This is a genomic window from Caldifermentibacillus hisashii (assembly GCF_039654145.1).
GTDB classification, from domain to species: domain Bacteria; phylum Bacillota; class Bacilli; order Bacillales; family Caldibacillaceae; genus Caldifermentibacillus; species Caldifermentibacillus hisashii.
This window is the reverse complement of sequence record NZ_CP155467.1, coordinates 3,767,176-3,783,752: the sequence shown is the minus strand read 5'-3', so window position 1 is coordinate 3,783,752 and position 16,577 is coordinate 3,767,176. Positions and strand designations below refer to the sequence as shown.

General features: G+C 38.7%; 16 protein-coding genes. 9 read left to right on the top strand and 7 right to left on the bottom strand.

The window, feature by feature from the left end:
* Positions 1-19: 19 nt before the first annotated feature.
* Positions 20-442, bottom strand: a complete 423-nt coding sequence (locus NSQ14_RS18070) for a cell wall hydrolase (protein WP_034773313.1) — start codon at positions 440-442, stop codon at positions 20-22.
* Positions 443-1,068: 626 nt separating this feature from the next.
* The gene (gene hemQ, locus NSQ14_RS18065; protein WP_034773310.1) at positions 1,069-1,818 is read right to left on the bottom strand and encodes a hydrogen peroxide-dependent heme synthase; all 750 of its coding nucleotides are present in this window, start codon (positions 1,816-1,818) and stop codon (positions 1,069-1,071) included.
* A gap of 247 nt (positions 1,819-2,065) precedes the next feature.
* Here hemQ and pta point away from each other — a divergent pair, with 247 nt between their 5' ends.
* The gene (gene pta / locus NSQ14_RS18060; protein ID WP_346216666.1) at positions 2,066-3,037 is read left to right on the top strand and encodes a phosphate acetyltransferase; all 972 of its coding nucleotides are present in this window, start codon (positions 2,066-2,068) and stop codon (positions 3,035-3,037) included.
* 149 nt (positions 3,038-3,186) lie between these two features.
* The gene (locus tag NSQ14_RS18055) at positions 3,187-4,026 is read left to right on the top strand and encodes a biotin/lipoate A/B protein ligase family protein (protein WP_343191629.1); all 840 of its coding nucleotides are present in this window, start codon (positions 3,187-3,189) and stop codon (positions 4,024-4,026) included.
* Between the two features lie 71 nt (positions 4,027-4,097).
* On the opposite strand, the gene NSQ14_RS18050 is transcribed toward NSQ14_RS18055, so the two are convergent.
* Positions 4,098-4,823 (bottom strand): RsfA family transcriptional regulator, encoded by a 726-nt coding sequence (locus NSQ14_RS18050; protein ID WP_041844697.1) that lies wholly within the window; start codon positions 4,821-4,823, stop codon positions 4,098-4,100.
* 254 nt (positions 4,824-5,077) lie between these two features.
* Here NSQ14_RS18050 and NSQ14_RS18045 point away from each other — a divergent pair, with 254 nt between their 5' ends.
* The 3 genes from NSQ14_RS18045 (at position 5,078) to NSQ14_RS18035 (ending at position 8,148) form a co-directional block, all read left to right on the top strand.
* Entirely contained in the window at positions 5,078-5,302 is a 225-nt protein-coding gene (locus NSQ14_RS18045; RefSeq protein WP_041844696.1) for a DUF1450 domain-containing protein, read from the top strand.
* Between the two features lie 950 nt (positions 5,303-6,252).
* On the top strand, positions 6,253-7,557 hold the full coding sequence (locus NSQ14_RS18040) for an HD domain-containing protein (RefSeq protein ID WP_034773297.1): 1,305 nt from the start codon (positions 6,253-6,255) through the stop codon (positions 7,555-7,557).
* Between the two features lie 69 nt (positions 7,558-7,626).
* On the top strand, positions 7,627-8,148 hold the full coding sequence (locus tag NSQ14_RS18035; RefSeq protein WP_041844691.1) for a YwgA family protein: 522 nt from the start codon (positions 7,627-7,629) through the stop codon (positions 8,146-8,148).
* 97 nt (positions 8,149-8,245) lie between these two features.
* Here the strand turns inward: NSQ14_RS18035 and NSQ14_RS18030 are convergent, their stop codons facing one another.
* Positions 8,246-8,431 (bottom strand): 2-hydroxymuconate tautomerase, encoded by a 186-nt coding sequence (locus NSQ14_RS18030; RefSeq protein ID WP_034773292.1) that lies wholly within the window; start codon positions 8,429-8,431, stop codon positions 8,246-8,248.
* Between the two features lie 147 nt (positions 8,432-8,578).
* Here NSQ14_RS18030 and NSQ14_RS18025 point away from each other — a divergent pair, with 147 nt between their 5' ends.
* Together NSQ14_RS18025 and NSQ14_RS18020 are read left to right on the top strand one after the other, a co-directional pair.
* Entirely contained in the window at positions 8,579-9,232 is a 654-nt protein-coding gene (locus NSQ14_RS18025) for a site-2 protease family protein (RefSeq protein ID WP_251241475.1), read from the top strand.
* A gap of 94 nt (positions 9,233-9,326) precedes the next feature.
* On the top strand, positions 9,327-9,845 hold the full coding sequence (locus tag NSQ14_RS18020) for a YwhD family protein (RefSeq protein WP_034773287.1): 519 nt from the start codon (positions 9,327-9,329) through the stop codon (positions 9,843-9,845).
* 233 nt (positions 9,846-10,078) lie between these two features.
* Here NSQ14_RS18020 and NSQ14_RS18015 read toward each other — a convergent pair whose 3' ends face one another.
* On the bottom strand, positions 10,079-12,148 hold the full coding sequence (locus NSQ14_RS18015) for a transglycosylase domain-containing protein (protein WP_251245757.1): 2,070 nt from the start codon (positions 12,146-12,148) through the stop codon (positions 10,079-10,081).
* 282 nt (positions 12,149-12,430) lie between these two features.
* On the opposite strand from NSQ14_RS18015, the gene NSQ14_RS18010 reads away from it, so the two are divergent.
* Both NSQ14_RS18010 and argS read left to right on the top strand, forming a co-directional pair.
* On the top strand, positions 12,431-12,877 hold the full coding sequence (locus tag NSQ14_RS18010) for a DUF1934 domain-containing protein (protein ID WP_041844686.1): 447 nt from the start codon (positions 12,431-12,433) through the stop codon (positions 12,875-12,877).
* Positions 12,874-14,547: an arginine--tRNA ligase gene (argS, locus tag NSQ14_RS18005; protein ID WP_034773279.1), complete on the top strand. Its 1,674-nt coding sequence runs from the start codon at positions 12,874-12,876 to the stop codon at positions 14,545-14,547. The genes NSQ14_RS18010 and argS overlap by 4 nt, the downstream gene beginning before the upstream one ends.
* A 121-nt stretch (positions 14,548-14,668) precedes the next feature.
* On the opposite strand, the gene NSQ14_RS18000 is transcribed toward argS, so the two are convergent.
* Positions 14,669-15,157: a hypothetical protein gene (locus NSQ14_RS18000; protein WP_326973401.1), complete on the bottom strand. Its 489-nt coding sequence runs from the start codon at positions 15,155-15,157 to the stop codon at positions 14,669-14,671.
* A 107-nt stretch (positions 15,158-15,264) separates the two neighbouring features.
* Positions 15,265-16,464 (bottom strand): cardiolipin synthase, encoded by a 1,200-nt coding sequence (gene cls, locus NSQ14_RS17995; protein WP_326973400.1) that lies wholly within the window; start codon positions 16,462-16,464, stop codon positions 15,265-15,267.
* Between the last annotated feature and the right edge of the window lie 113 nt (positions 16,465-16,577).

Below are 16,577 nucleotides of genomic sequence, written 5' to 3'. Positions count from 1 at the left end.
ACAATGCAATTTTTTTAAACTAAAAGACAGTAGGGCATGCAGATTGAGAGGGGGAATAGAAACAGTGTGACTTATATCGGCCGGAATTCCATTGATTGAACCATTGCGCGGGACAAGAACCCGTCGGCATGAAAAACCAAAGTGAATTCGTGGCGGGATGAAATCGTTCCCCTCTAATAACCCTTCTTGCTAGGCGTAGTTCATTTTCTCTAGCTGGTTGATAAAAATACCCCTTTTGTGTTGCCTCGAAGCCGCCGGGTGATTGAAATACCATTTGTTTTACCGAACGGACATCTTTAAAGTCTAAGCAATCGGCACGGACACGGTTAACACCGACGTTACCGACCATTAGCATGCCAAGATTACCCTCTCCTTCAGCCTCTGCCCGAATTAATCTGGCGAGTAGCCGGACGTCTGCATCATTATATTGAATGACTGCCAAAAACAATCCCCCATTTCAAAATAGAGTTAGGCTCTAATTTTCAATATATGAAAGATCGTTGGCCAATGTTCATATTTTGCAACAAATAAACTGGAAAGGGTTAAGCGAAATTTCAATCCGTAGGGCTTTTTTTCACCAATGCAATAGGCAATATGCTATGATGAAGTCTGTGTAAAATACAGTCGCTTTTTTACATCCTCAAAAAGTAGGAATGATTGCTGCAATGAAGGAATGGTTTGCATCAGTTGATAGAATTAACCGGGAAACCGTGTTGGGAGGAATTGGCTGGAATACACAAACGGATCAATAATTGTATTTGGGTCCCGAAAAAACCCACATTGTATATATATGCAAGTATTTTTTCGGTATTACTGAAAAGATATTAGAAAAGTGGCTGTCTAAAAACTATGTACCTAAATAAAAACCGAGCGCCCCGCTGATGTATATACTGAACGGTTAAAAAGCACAAGCCCAGTTGCAAGCATGTCTGCCCAATGCCTGATGTCCCAATAAAGTAGGATGAAAACTTTAGGAGATGTTAGTGGTTTGAGTGTCCTTAATAAGAACAATTTTGCAAAAAAGACCAAGAATGTTGATTTTCAGGGGACATTCTTGGCCTCACACAATCAGATTTCCATCATTTTTTCAAATTTATCATTGTCAAGTAAGTTCCCGACAAAGAATGAACCAAATTCTCCAAACCGGGCACTTACTTCATCAAAGCGCATTTCATAGACCAATTTTTTGAACTGTAAAACATCGTCAGAAAAAAGGGAAACGCCCCATTCCCAATCGTCAAAACCAACAGAACCGGTAATAATTTGTTTTACTTTGCCGGCGTATTTTCTGCCAATTTCACCGTGACTTCTCATGAAATCTCTTCGTTCTTCCATTGATAACATATACCAGTTATCGTTTCCTTGCCGGCGTTTATCCATCGGGTAGAAACAAAAATATTTTGACTTAGGCAGGTTTGGATATAATCTGGAACGGACATACGGATTTTCGTACGGATCACTGCCATCATCTTTCCCTAAGTAACTGCTTAACTCCACAACCGATACATAAGAATAGGCAGGTATGAAAAAGTCTGCCAATGTTGTTTTATTTAATTCTGTTTCAACTTCATTTAACTCATCCATCGTTGGCCGTAAAATCATAAACATCAAATCCGCCTTTTGTCCGACAATTGAGTAAAAAGCATGGCTACCTTTTTCTCCTTCTTCAACAACATGCCAATTATTTAACATATGTTCAAATTCTTGAACCGCTTCGTTTCTTTCTGCTTCTGATAATTGTTTCCAAGAAGTCCAATCTATTTTGCGAAAATCATGTAAACAATACCAACCATCCAATGTTTGCACTGCTTCACTCATTCAATAACACTCCTCGTCCATTTTTCTTTACTATACCATATGACGAATAGCGAATTCTCCTCAAACGCATTTGACAACTTTGTGAACGTTCTCATGATGAAAATAGGATTGTCCGGTATAGTTTATGGAAAAAATCGAACAATACTAATACAACTTGTCCTGATCTTTGTTGATTTATTAATATAGCTTGCAATTTTTTTCACAAATAGTATCCTTAAAAATGAAGGAGTTAAAGGAGGATTTCAATATGGATTTATTTACATCGATAAAAGAAAAAGTGAACGGGAAAAATTTACGTATTGTTTTTCCGGAGGGCTATGATGAACGGATTTTAAAAGCAGCTACTCGACTTACTTCAGAACATGTGTTGGAACCTGTTTTGATCGGAAACCGAGCCGAGTTGGAACAGAAGGCAAAAGACCTTGGTGTATCCATTGAAGGCATTGAAGTATTAAATCCACATACATATCCCGAAATGGAAAAAATGGTGACAGAATTTGTTGAACGTCGCAAAGGGAAAGCAACGGAAGAACAAGCACGTGAATTATTAAAGGATGAAAATTATTTTGGTACAATGCTTGTTTACTTGAAAAAAGCTGATGGTCTTGTAAGTGGTGCCGCTCATTCAACTGCAGACACTGTAAGACCCGCTTTGCAAATTATAAAAACAAAACCGGGTATCAAAAGAACTTCCGGTGCTTTTATCATGGTACGCGGCGATGAAAAATATGTATTTGCTGATTGTGCAATCAATATTACCCTGGACGCCCAAGGTTTGGCAGAGGTAGCAGTGGTAAGTGAACAGACGGCTAAAATGTTTGATATTGATCCAAAAATTGCTATGTTAAGTTTCTCAACAAAAGGATCGGCTAAATCAGAAGAAACGGAAAAAGTAGCTGAAGCTGTAAAACTTGCTAAAGAAATGAATCCGGAATTGATGATTGACGGAGAATTTCAATTTGATGCCGCCTTTGTTCCAGCTGTGGCGGAGAAAAAAGCGCCCGGTTCGATAATTAACGGGGATGCGACCGTCTTTATCTTCCCGAGTTTAGAGGCGGGCAACATCGGTTACAAAATCGCTCAACGGCTCGGAAATTTTGAAGCGGTAGGACCAATTTTACAAGGATTAAATGCACCGGTAAACGATTTGTCTCGCGGTTGCAATGAAGAGGATGTTTATAAATTAGCTTTGATCACTGCTGCACAAGCATTACAATAAAGCATTTGTTAAAAGATCTATACTGAGGATGGGGAAAGTTGGCTTATTTAGGCACTTCTCAAATAAGGGAAGCGCATGAGTCAACTTTCTTTATGTTATAATAACGAAGGAAAAACTACTCAAGAGACGTATAAAAAGGAGAAAAAAGAATGGATGATGTTCTTAAACTTCTTGAACAAGATGAATGGAGAATTATTGACCAATCCAGTTTAGGTCCAATGTTCCATCCGCTTCAGTCTTTTGCAATGGACGATACATTATGTGAATCGGTCGGAACTGGTCTATCAAACGCCGTCGCCAGAACATGGGTTCATCATCATTCCGTTATTTTAGGGATTCAAGATATTCGCTTACCTTATTTAGTGGATGGTCTAAAATTTTTAGAAGAATCCGGCTACCGCTATATTGTGCGAACATCCGGAGGGCTTGCCGTCTACTTAGATGAAGGGGTGCTTAATATTACATTGGTGTTCCCCGAAAAGGAAAAGGGGATTGAGATTAACCGCGGGTACGAAGCGATGTACCGTTTTGTTCAATTGATGTTTGCCGACCTCACAGATCAGATTAAGGCGGGCGAGATCCACGGATCTTATTGTCCCGGCAGTTATGATTTAAGCATAAATGGAAAAAAGTTTGCAGGTATTTCTCAGCGGCGGGTAAAAAAAGGTGTTGCCGTCCAAATTTATTTATGTGTAACAGGCAGTGGCAGCAAAAGAGCTGAGGTTATTCGTCAGTTTTATGAAAAATCACTGAAGGGTGCGGTAACAAAATTTGCATATCCGCAAATTAAGCCGGAAGTAATGGCTTCCTTATCCGAATTACTTGGAATAGACATCACCATTGAACAGTGTATGTTACGCTTTCTCCAAGTATTGAAAAAAGTGAGCGGCGGGAAATTTTACACGAGTCAACTAACCGCTGAAGAAAGCGACTTATATGAGCATTACTATAAGAGAGTAGTTGAACGAAATGAGAAATGGTTGCCGTAAGAATACGGAAGGCTTGCTGAAAATGAGCAAGCCTTCCCTATGATATGTTTTCTGTTGTTGCCAAGACTACCTTATTCAGCAACTTTTTCCAAATTTCCATTACGATCCATCTTAAAGGTAGTGGATGGCTTCTCCTCTTCTTCAAACAGCACCAGTTTACGGGCCCGGTTCATAATTTTTACTAATGTTTCATAGTCTTCCTGCATTGTTGTTGAGTTTTCTTCCAACTCTTTGACCTTTTCTTCTAATTCCTGGTTTTGTTTGCGTAAATCAGCGATCTCTCGTTTCAAACTTTCATTCTCATTTTTATAAATACTTGCTTGTAGATTGGAATTGTTCAAGTTTTGTAAAAAGCGAATGACCATATCCATCGTTAAGTTTTGCGGATGGACAGATGTACTTGCAGTTGATACAGGCACTTGATTTTCTGCCATTCCTGCGTCAACAGGCTGATCCATTACACCCGTTTCAATTGTTGCTATTTCAGTTGATAATTCCAATTCTTCCGGAGTAGGAATTGGCGGCTGGTAAAGTAATTTTTTCTTGCCACCGTGATCCTTTCCTAACAATCTTTGCTTTTGTTTTCTTTGTTTCTTTGCCAGTTGTAGGGCTTTTTCATATTTATGACGGACGACCGCATTCCAACGAAAGCCGCACGCAGCACTCGTCCGATTTAATTTGTCACCTACCTCTTCGAAAGCATTCAATTGTGTACTTCCTTCTCTTACATGTCGTAATACAGTTTCAGCTAGTAATAAATCATTTTCTTCTGTCCATGCATCTTGACGTACTTTCATCATTCTCAACTCCCAATTATGCAAAATTTTATTATTGATTGGTTTACTATTATCATGGACAGTATTTTTATAATTTATACAATAAAAGATAAAAGGATAATAGTTTTTTAATATTTTTTTTGCGTATAACAACCCGGATGTCGTTTTGATTCACTTGATATATGTATTTTTTGGTTGTACAATACCATTTAGTGACGAATTAGCTATCCCCACTAGGGTTGACTGATATTTTATTTGAAAGGATTGTAAGTAAAATGGCAAACGAATTTCGGGTTTGCGATGATTGTCAAGCTGTAAATTTAAAAACATTGATTCCAAAATTGAAAGAACTCGATCCCGATGCAACTATAAAAATTGGTTGTCAATCTTATTGCGGACCAGGGCGAAAAAAAACATTCACTTTTGTCAATAACCGACCGGTAGCGGCACTGACTGAAGATGAATTAATGGAAAAAGTAAAACAAAAATTGAAAATGTAGGTAGGCGTGGGTATGGGTTGACGTAATCGTCAGCCTCTTTTTTATACATTAAGCATATAAATTTCCAGCAGGGAAGCGAATTCGACTTAGCGGGAAATTTTTAGGAATAGTGCAAAAGGAAAGCTTGGTTGTGCAAGGAAGGCCATAGAGTGAGGTACGGACAATTCTATGAGACACTTTGACTTGACTTTCAATAAATTTTGTCTCATAGTGCTGTTCTATGAGCCATTTTTGCTTCAGCTACCGCTGGTTTTGTCCCATAGCAGGGGATCCGGGTAATTCTATGGGACATTTTGGCTTGATTATCAACTAATTCTGTCTCATAGTGCCGTTCTATGAGCCATTTTTGCTTCGATTTCCGCTGGTTTTGTCCCATAGCAGGGGATCCGGGCAATTCTATGGGACATTTTGGCTTGCTTTTCAACTAATTTTGTCTCATAGTGCCGTTCTATGAGACACTTTTGCTTCGATTTCCACTGATTTTGTCCCATAGCAGGGGATCCGGGCAATTCTATGGGACATTTTGACTTGATTATCAACTAATTCTGTCTCATAGTGCCGTTCTATGAGACACTTTTGCTTCGATTTCCACTGATTTTGTCCCATAGCAGGGGATCCGGGCAATTCTATGGGACATTTTGGCTTGATTATCAACTAATTCTGTCTCATATAGCCGTTCTATGAGCCAATTTTGCTTCAACTTTTGCTGATTTTGTCCAATAGTCACCCATGTAGTAAGACAACATTGGTTCGCCCTAATCAAGTTTTCTTTATAGTAAACCAATTTTACCAGGGGTGAAAAAAGAGAAAAATTGTTATCGTATGATATGTGCATTAAAAAGCAATATTTGTACGACGTGTCGACAGTTTTAAAAAATTTCTTTCTTATGATGAAACGAGCACGAAAAGTCGATATAATGGAAACATGAAATAAAGGAAGAGGGTTCCATATGAGTTATGCAATGGAAAAATTAAGAGAAGAGAAAGTGTTCAAAGACCCTGTTCATCGCTATATTCATGTTCGTGACCGGGTCATTTGGGATTTGGTCGGGACAAAGGAATTTCAACGTTTAAGAAGAATCAAGCAGCTCGGGACAACATTTCTGACCTTCCACGGCGCCGAACATAGCCGTTTCAGCCATTCCCTCGGTGTGTATGAAATTGTTCGCCGCATTGTTGATGATGTTTTTAAGGGGAGGCAGGAGTGGGATGAATCCGATCGGCTTTTGTCCCTTTGTGCAGCTCTTTTACATGATTTAGGACACGGTCCGTTTTCTCATGCATTTGAGAAAGTTTTCCAGTTTGATCATGAATATTTTACCCAGGCGATCATTATGGGGGATACGGAAGTAAATCAAGTTCTCAGATTGGTTTCGGCAGATTTCCCCAAAAAGGTGGCGGAAGTGATTGCAAAAACATCGGAAAAGAAATTGGTCATTAGCCTGATTTCCAGTCAAATTGACGCAGATCGAATGGATTACTTATTAAGAGATGCCTATTTTACCGGTGTTAGCTATGGTCATTTCGACATGGAGCGAATCCTTAGGGTGATGCGACCAAAAGAGGATCAAGTTGTCTTTAAAAAGAGCGGCATGCATGCGGTTGAAGACTATATTATGAGCCGCTATCAAATGTATTGGCAAGTGTATTTTCACCCGGTTTCGCGTTCCGGTGAAGTCATTTTACAAAAAATTCTTCACCGTGCCAAAGAATTACATGAGCAATTTTATCATTTCAAACACGAACCGAAACATTTTGTTACATTGTTTGAAGGAAAACCGAAATTAAAAGATTATCTCGAATTGGATGAATCCGTCGTTCTTTATTATTTCCATGTATGGCAAGAAGAGGACGACCCGATTTTGAAAGACTTATGCTATCGCTTTTTAAACAGGCACTTATTCAAATATATCGAATTTGACCCTGCAACTGAATATAAAAAGTATATGAAACTGGTAACATTGTTTACAGATGCAGGGATAAATCCTGAATATTATTTAGTTCTGGACTCTTCCTCGGATCTCCCCTATGATTTTTACAGACCGGGGGAAGAGGAAGAGAGACTGCCGATCCAGTTATCGATGTCGAATGGAGAAATTCGGGAACTGTCCCGACAATCGGAAATTGTTGAAGCAATCAGCGGGAAACGAAGAACCGACCATAAGTTATACTTTCCTCTTGATCTCTTGAAGGATGAATCGACCAAGAAAAATGAGAAAAGACAAATTAAGGAATTGCTTGGGATAAATGGATAAAAAATAGATATCCGCTCTTGATTGCAGCAAAAATCAAAACAGTAGAAGCTATTGTAGGAGATGAAATGAATGCTTTTTGAACATGCCAAAATACTCCATGCCATCCGGACGGCAAAAGAGGTAGTCGGGCGCAAGAAATTGCAAAAAATGATTTACATAGCCAAAAGACTATCCTTTCCATATCAAGAAAAGTTCGACTTTCACTTTTATGGACCGTATTCAGAGGAATTGACATTACAAGTGGAAGAACTCGTTAATATGGGCTTTCTTGATGAAGTAAAGGAAAAAAAGGGCGGTTATTTTCAGTACCGTTATCAACTGACAAAAAATGGCGGGGAGTTTCTTGAGTTATTTGAGCAAAAACTGCCATCGACATTGGACGAATGTATAAATGATATGAACAAGAAAAGTTCGAGGTTTTTAGAGCTGGTCTCGACCGTTCTTTATTTTGATGCCCTACCACGGGAAGATATTTATAAAAAAATCAGCCAAGTGAAAAGCAAACAAAGGTACACAAAAGAAGAGATTGATGAAGCCTTTCAATATATCGAATCATTAAAATCATTGGTAAATAACCAACAAATGGAGTAAGTTGTTCACCCGGATGATAAACGTCAGGCACTATTTGTATAAACGAAACAGGGAGGACGATTTGCTATGTCCCTCCCTGTTTCGTTAAAGAACTAATTTATTTTTCACTTTCAAGTTTTCCCGCTACCGCATAATGATTTTTCTTCATTTCTTCAATAAAGACAACAACTTTATCAACACTGGCACCGGTTGTTTCTACGACAGCTTCGGTTACTTTATCAACTAACGCTTTCTTTTGTTCGTCTGTACGACCTTCTAACATTTTGACTGTAACATACGGCATTTTGCATTCCTCCAACTATGTGAATACTACCTATTTATTATATCTTGTATATCAAGAAAAGAAAATGTGCATAAAAGTTTAAAAAGTGTGTTCTGTGCCATTAGATGGTAAAATAAAGTTTAAAAGATCAAAAAAAGGAGCGAATTTATGAGTTTTTTAGCCTTTCCTCTAAATGTTTTGCCCTATATTATCATTACGTTGATTATTGCGTTTACAGTGCATGAATATGCCCATGCCTTTGTTGCTTATAAATTTGGTGACCCGACGGCAAAAAATCAAGGCAGGCTGACGTTGAATCCGGCGGCCCATTTGGATCCGATCGGTACTATCGTGTTGTTGATTGCCGGTTTTGGTTGGGCAAGGCCGGTTCCGGTCAATCGGTTCCATTTTAAAAAGCCGAGACTGGCAGGTGTCCTTGTTTCCCTTGCCGGTCCGTTAAGTAACTTATTGCTTGCTTTTATTGGCGGACTTCTCTTGGCACTGACGATAGGATTCGGATTGGAGGGAACCGGGGGAAAGTTTCTCTATGAACTGTGTTATTGGTTTACGTATTTAAATGTAGTTTTGTTTGTTTTTAATCTGCTTCCGCTCCCGCCACTTGACGGTTATCGAATTATTCAAGACGTTGTTTCACCAGGTACGCGGGCGAAATTGTCTCAGTTTGAAATGTATGGAATGTTAATCTTTTTAGTCTTGATTGTTGTCGATCCGCTATATAATATAACGATCGGACCGGTGCTTCAAAAAATTATTCCAAATATTTTTTACGGAATCCTTGATTTTGTAGGTGCATTCTTTTAAAATTTTTAATCACTATTAGATGTTCAGCCGGAGAAATAAATCACCATGGCTACTGTTTTTATCCATTGTACGAAATGAAAGGGGAGGGTTTGCGTTGGAAGAAAATAAAGAAAAGAAAACAGTCCAATTCAATATCATTAAAAATGATCCGACTGATGGGCATAAAGGATTCGGTACCGGTGTTTTGAATTTGGAAAATGTTACCCCTGTTTTTGTCGATGTAGAGGAAAAAACGGCTTTTGTTGATATCGGTGCCATGCATGCAAAAAGTAAAGTGGAAAAAGGAATAAAATTTTTTAAAGAGAAAGAGGTAGTGCCAAACGGGAAACCGTATTGGCTCGTCTGGGTAACGATTGAAAGGAATGAAGAAGGTCCGTATTATTATGGCGTTGCTGCTTGTGAATTAATTGTCGACCGATCGATTCGCCGTGGCTACAAATCATTACCTGAACATGTGAATCGCATGGATAAATCAATGAAAGGGCATGTGATTGTGGATCATATGGATGAACCGTCAAAACGTGTTTTAGCGGAATTTTTAAAACAACAAGAAGGCGGACTTTGGGAACGTTCCAGTGACAAGTTGAAAAAGGACCTCGGTTGTTTGGATTAATGAAAAACTCCTTGCCGGCAATAAGTGGTAAGGAGTTTTTCGTATAAAATGAAACTTCCATTAATGGAGTTTTTTTATCCCCCACCTACCTTCTTTTTAAACTCAGAATCTTGAGGTGGGGTCTTACTTTCCCGTTATGATGGGATGAAATGAAAATATAGCGAAATTAACTAGTTGGCCGCGAATATGATAAATTGACTTCCCGTGCATCCGTCCTAAATAAATCAGGAAAGTCAGTCAATCCACTTAAACCATTTCCGGTACCACGGTGACTTTTCCGGATCCTTTGTCAACGGTTGTTCATCATCCGAGGAATTTGCTTTCGGTTCCGAACAATATTCGGTCGGTTCAGTTCCTTTGATAAAATACGTATACCGCTTTACTGGGCAATCCTTCGTTGCAAGAAGGCCGGTTTCCGGATTGATATTTACCCCGATGACTCCCGGAGTCGGTTTGAATATTTGATCGGGCTTACCCTCCAGAGCATTTTCCATTATGTCAACCCAAATATTTTTAGCAAATTGCCTTTCATCCGTTCGATTAATCGATTTCCCTTGATCATAACCGGTCCAGACGGCGGTTACTAATTTCGGGGTAAAACCGATCATCCAACTGTCCATGTTCGTTGATCCGGATTTTCCGGCATAGGTTTTCGTTGTTTTTGAGAGAATGCTTTGCCCGGTTACATTTGTGTAGCCATTCAGTTTTTCATCAAAAATCCCGGTCAACATATGGTTCATAACAAAAGTTATATCTGGATCCAGTACTTGAACCGCTTCTTTTTCCTGCTCATAAATTACCTTGCCTTTAGAATCCACAACTTTTGTAATAAACACCGGTTCGACACTTTTGCCTCCATTGGCAAGTAAGCTATAGGCATTGGCCATTTCAATAAGCCGGACATTGGATGTTCCCAATGCCAATGACGGAACTTCATCAAGGTCCGATTCGATCCCAAACTTTTTCGCTGTTTCAACTAAGGTTTCCATTCCTAAGAAAAGATGTGTTTTAACGGCATAAACATTATCGGATAGAGCGAGTGCTTGCATAAGTGTAATATCATCATCGGCATATTTGTGATTGAAATTTTCCGGTGTATATTTCTCCCTGCCGTCATCAGAAGTAAATGTCGTTAATTCACTGCGAAACATCGATACCGGTGTAAATCCTCTTTCCAGGGCGGCGTAATAAAGAATCGGTTTTATTGTGGAGCCCGGCTGTCTCATCGCTTGAGTTGCCCGGTTGAAGCTGGATTCCTGGTAATCACGGCCACCGATTAGCGCTTGAACATACCCGGTTTTCGGTTCCATCACGACGACCGCTGTTTGAATTAATGAATTTTTCGGTATCGTCTTCTTTACTTGTTCCTCCACAACTTTTTGCAGTTTCGAATCCAAGGTAGTAAAAACTTTTAATCCGCCAAGTTCAATGGTTCGCTCATCTAAACCAATTTTCGATTTTAATTGCGTATTAACAACATCTTGAAAATAGGGTGCCGTCGTTCCTTGTTTATCACCGAGATTTCCGGCAAAATCAATGTTTGCGCTTTTTGCCTTTTGTGCTTCTTCATTCGAAATGAACCCTTGTTTTGCCATCTCGGATAAAATGAGTTCTTGTCTTGCTTTTGCTTTGTCATAGGAAATAAATGGTGAAAAGCTATTCGGACCTTTTGGAATCCCGGCCAACAAGGCAGCTTCATGCAGGTTCAAATCCTTGGCATTTTTATTAAAATAATAACGACTGGCAGCCTCAATTCCGTAAGTCCCGTGACCATAATAAATTGTATTTAAATAGCCTTCTAAAATTTCTTTTTTTGAGTAATTCGCTTCTAAACGAATTGTATAAAAAGCTTCTTTTATTTTTCGCACCAAAGTTTTTTCATGACTTAAAAACAAATTGCGGGCATATTGCTGTGAGATGGTACTAGCCCCTTGTACTTTTGCCATTGCTTTGAAATCGGCAATTAAAGCGCCGGCAATCCGCTTTGGGTCAAATCCAATATGGGAATAAAAGCGTTGATCTTCAATCGCCAATGTTGCGTTAATTAAGTCAGGTGAGATTTCATCAAGATTTACCCAATATCGCTTTTGTCCGTTATGCGATTCACCGATAACGGTCCCGTCCTCCGCATAATAAATGGTAGACTGGGGGATTTCAATCGGTGGAGGACCTGACAGTTTTGCAATCATATATGTCGTAAAAATTGTGAAAAACCCGATGATAACCGAACATGCACCGATCAATAATAATAGATGAATATATTTCACTGTTTTGCGGAAATACGGGTTTGTTTTCAGTTCCAATAATTTAACCCCCCTTTAACACTAGAATCTTGCACAATACCCTGTTATTATTATGGAAATTCCTTTTATACTTTAAACCTGATTTTTCAAAAACCGATCATAATAGAATGGGAAAATTTGCAGAGCCAAACGAATAGGGTTGCATACATACCGGATAAAGCCTCTGTCATTATTATTGTTGAGATTGAATTCATGCAGTAAAACAGATAAAATATTATTGTGAAGTAGTAACGGATGAGGACAGATTACCGGTATGTCGGCTCCGATTAAGGATGTGGAAATGTGAAAACATCTGGAACACCAGTGAAAATTACATTGGATATACATATCAATCGAGATGGTCATCATGAGGATTTTGAATTTATTGTATTTGGTCATTATTATAAAAGAAATGCGACCTCTTATTACATTTATGATGAAGTTTGGGAAAATGGAAAAACGCATACGATTGTCAAATATATCGATGGCAAAGTCCCTGAGATACAAATATTACGAACAGGGACTTTGAACATGAGACTCTTTTTTAAAGAAAATGAAGTCATGAAAGGTTCATATAAAACACATATCGGTACGTTTAAAGTTGAAACAAGTACAAAAGACCTTGAATATGATTGGGATGAACAAATGAAACAAGGAAAGATGAACATAAATTATCATTTTTTTATTGAACAAATTGAAGTGGGTACATATCAACTTCAATTTACATTTAAGGAGGAAAAAGGATTATGAGCATCGTATCGCAGGTTCAACAAAATCTGAAGGAAGAAATCAAACATGCTGTTCTCCGGGCGGGATTAGCCGAAGAAAACCAATTACCTGCTATCATTCTTGAAAAACCAAAGGAAAAGGCACATGGTGATTATTCAACAAATATTGCCATGCAGTTAGCACGGATTGCCAAAAAAGCTCCGCGGCAGATTGCAGAGGAAATCATCCATCATGTGAATAAGGAAAATGTATCGGTTCAAAAAATTGATATTGCCGGTCCCGGATTTATTAACTTTTTTATGGACAATCATTATTTAACGCAATTGATCCCGACCATTATTCATGAAGGGGAAAATTATGGGAAGTCCGATTTTGGTAAAGGTGAGAAAATTCAAGTAGAATTTGTTTCGGCTAATCCGACCGGTGACCTCCATCTCGGGCATGCGCGGGGAGCGGCTGTCGGTGATTCGTTATGCAATATTTTAGCTGCTGCAGGATACGATGTGACTCGAGAATATTACATTAATGATGCAGGGAATCAAATCCATAACTTGGCATTGTCCGTTGAAGCCCGCTATTTCCAGGCACTCGGATTAGAAAAGGAAATGCCGGCTGACGGATACCACGGTCAAGATATCATTGAAATCGGGAAAAGTCTTGCCAACGAATATGGTGACAAATTTGTCCATGCCCCTGAAGAAGAACGTTATGAATTTTTCAGGACCTATGCTTTGAATAAAGAAATGGAGAAGTTGAAAAAGGACTTGGAAGATTTCCGTGTGAAATTCGATGTTTGGTACAGTGAAACTTCTTTGTATAAAAACGGAAAAATTGACGAGGCTTTAAAGGCTTTGCAAGAAAAAGGGCAGATTTACGAAAAGGATGGTGCCATTTGGCTGAAAACCGAGGCACTGGGCGATGATAAAGACCGTGTATTAAGGAAATCGGACGGAAGTTATACCTATTTTACCCCTGACCTTGCTTACCATAAAGATAAATTTGAACGAGGCTTTTCTAAAGTGATTAATATTTGGGGAGCCGACCATCATGGCTATATTCCGCGGATGAAAGCAGCCATGGAAGCACTTGGATTCGACCGTAATGCATTGGAAGTAGAAATTATTCAAATGGTGCAATTATATAAAAACGGCGAAAAAATGAAAATGAGTAAAAGAACCGGAAAAGCAGTCACGATGCGGGAGCTTGTGGAAGAAGTCGGCTTGGACGCAACCCGTTACTTTTTTGCCATGAGAAGCTCGGATACGCATCTTGATTTTGATTTGGACTTAGCCGTATCCCAATCGAATGAAAATCCGGTTTATTATGTTCAATATGCGCATGCTCGGATTTGCAGTATTTTACGTCAAAGTGAAGAAATGGGAATCTCGTTCAGTGCGGATAACATAGACTTATCACTGATTACTGAAGAAAAGGAATATGATGTACTAAAAAAATTAGGAGAGTTCCCGCAAGTCATTATTGAGGCTGCGGAAAAGCGGGCACCACATCGAGTTACGAATTATATTCATGACTTGGCGTCGACCTTCCATAGTTTTTACAATGCAGTAAAGGTACTTGATCAGGATAACTTGGAACAGACGAAAGCTCGGTTAGCCCTAGTAAAGGCCGTTCAGTTAACGTTGAAAAACGCTCTAACTTTAATTGGTGTTCATGCACCGGAGAAAATGTGATGGAGCAAAAATGACTATACCAAAAAACTTGAAGGAGTGGGACCGGATGTGGTTTCACTTCTTTTTTTCAAAAAAAAACAAGGGCGAGCCCTTTGAATAGAAATAACATTGGATTATTTGATTATCTACTCATGATTGCGTCAATGTCCATCTCTACTTTTTTAAACTTTTCGGAGACAATATTAAACACTTGTCGATGTTCATCCAGTTTGCTGTTCGTATAACTAAAGTTACTCCGAAGTTCTGTACCGAGATTGTTAATTTTAACTTCAAGTTCACTTTGATTTTTTTCGAGATTGCCCATCCGGGTTCCCAGCTTATTCATATTCATTGCCAACTGTTCCTGATTATGTTCAAGCTTATCCATTCGGGATTCAAGCTTGTCCATTCGGGATTCAAGCTTGTCCATTCGGGATTCAAGCTTGTCCATTCGGGATTCAAGCTTGTCCATTCGGGATTCAAGCTTGTCCATCCGGGATTCAAGTTTGTCCATTCTTAAAACTAACTGTTCTTGGTTTTGCTCAAGCTTGTCCATCCTTGTTTCGAGTCGGACTTGTCCCTGCTTAATTTCTTTTACCTCGTGTAAAATTTGATTCAAGAGTTCTTCCACGACACCATCTCCCAGCAGTTTTTAATAATTATACCAAATAGAGTTACTATTTTCAGCAAAAATTACAGATGTATTTTATGGATTCCGCTTCAAGTAATAAGGGCTGTTTACAACAAAGGTGAAAGAACAAAGGCAATCCATTCTTTTAACACAACATGAAATTTTTGCCTTTCGAGTTTTCGAAAATGAAGCGGGGTTGATTTCGATAAATCAATTTCAGCAATTTCCAACATGCGCAAAACCAATTCTCGATTGTAAAAAACGCTGTTCATTTCATAATTATAATAAAAACTTCTTTTATCAAAATTTGCTGTCCCGATTGAACAAATATCATCATCAATAATAAAAACTTTGGCGTGATAAAATCCGCTTCGGTACTGATAAACTTTACATCCAAGTTTTAAAAGTTGCCGTAAATACCGATAAGATGCTTCCTTGATAAACGGATGATCACTAATTTCCGGAACAATCAAGGTAATGTCTACACATCTTTTAAGAGATTGTTTTAATTCGGAAAAGGCTTTTTTCCCCGGTATAAAATACGGTGTTCCGATAACAATTTTTCGTTTTGCTGATCGTAACGATTCGCAAATTTTTTCCTCAAGATCCTTGCCCTCAAAAGAATAAAAGCGATGTTTGATATCCCCCTTTGGTAAGACAGGGAAATAGTTCGATTTTTTCATTTTAACATTCGTTGCCTTTTTCCAATCAGTTAAAAACTGTGTTTGTAGATCTTGAACACCTTCTCCGGTAAAACGAACATGGCAGTCTCGCCAAGGATTTAACACTTCATCTCGGTTCACATATTCCTTACCAATATTAAAACCGCCAAGAAAACCAATTTTCCCGTCAATGACAATAATTTTTCGATGATTGCGGCTTTGGGATGTATATAGAAAAAATGGGAACCTCGGCACATGACAAAAGGCGATTTCAATTCCCTTCTTTCGTAATTCCTTCATCCGTCTACGGGGAAATTGTAAACTTCCGAGCCAATCAATTAAAAGCCTGACCTCAATCCCCTCATTAACCTTTTTTTCCATTAATTCGAGAACAAGGCTGCCAAACGGGTCATCACGAAAAATATAAAACAGTACATGAATATGATGACGGGCTGTTTTCATATCTTGAACCATTTGTCTAAAAAGCTCTGTCCCATTGATAAAAATATCAATATTACTGTGGCGTATTGGAAATTGGTATATATGCATATTCTGTAAGTGTTGCTTCCTTCCAAAATAAAAGTCAACAAAAAGCAAAACAATCACTAGGAAAGGAATGATAAAAAACAGAAAGATTATATGCAAGGGGGGCACCCTCCCGTAACGAACAATTTAAATTGAACTTTTGAACTAAAAGGATAGTTTCCCCAAACCGCATTAGGTTATACAATCAAGGGTGAGCCCGAAGAAGTTTTCCT

What these genes read in the sequence shown, in the direction of transcription:
- pta (WP_346216666.1), top strand. Translation starts at nt 2,066, where the DNA reads ATGGATTTATTTACATCGATAAAAGAAAAAGTGAACGGGAAAAATTTA.
- argS (WP_034773279.1), top strand. Translation starts at nt 12,874, where the DNA reads ATGAGCATCGTATCGCAGGTTCAACAAAATCTGAAGGAAGAAATCAAA.
- NSQ14_RS18040 (WP_034773297.1), top strand. Translation starts at nt 6,253, where the DNA reads ATGAGTTATGCAATGGAAAAATTAAGAGAAGAGAAAGTGTTCAAAGAC.
- hemQ (WP_034773310.1), bottom strand. Translation starts at nt 1,818, where the DNA reads ATGAGTGAAGCAGTGCAAACATTGGATGGTTGGTATTGTTTACATGAT.
- NSQ14_RS18025 (WP_251241475.1), top strand. Translation starts at nt 8,579, where the DNA reads ATGAGTTTTTTAGCCTTTCCTCTAAATGTTTTGCCCTATATTATCATT.
- NSQ14_RS18055 (WP_343191629.1), top strand. Translation starts at nt 3,187, where the DNA reads ATGGATGATGTTCTTAAACTTCTTGAACAAGATGAATGGAGAATTATT.
- NSQ14_RS18030 (WP_034773292.1), bottom strand. Translation starts at nt 8,431, where the DNA reads ATGCCGTATGTTACAGTCAAAATGTTAGAAGGTCGTACAGACGAACAA.
- NSQ14_RS18035 (WP_041844691.1), top strand. Translation starts at nt 7,627, where the DNA reads ATGCTTTTTGAACATGCCAAAATACTCCATGCCATCCGGACGGCAAAA.
- NSQ14_RS18050 (WP_041844697.1), bottom strand. Translation starts at nt 4,823, where the DNA reads ATGAAAGTACGTCAAGATGCATGGACAGAAGAAAATGATTTATTACTA.
- NSQ14_RS18045 (WP_041844696.1), top strand. Translation starts at nt 5,078, where the DNA reads ATGGCAAACGAATTTCGGGTTTGCGATGATTGTCAAGCTGTAAATTTA.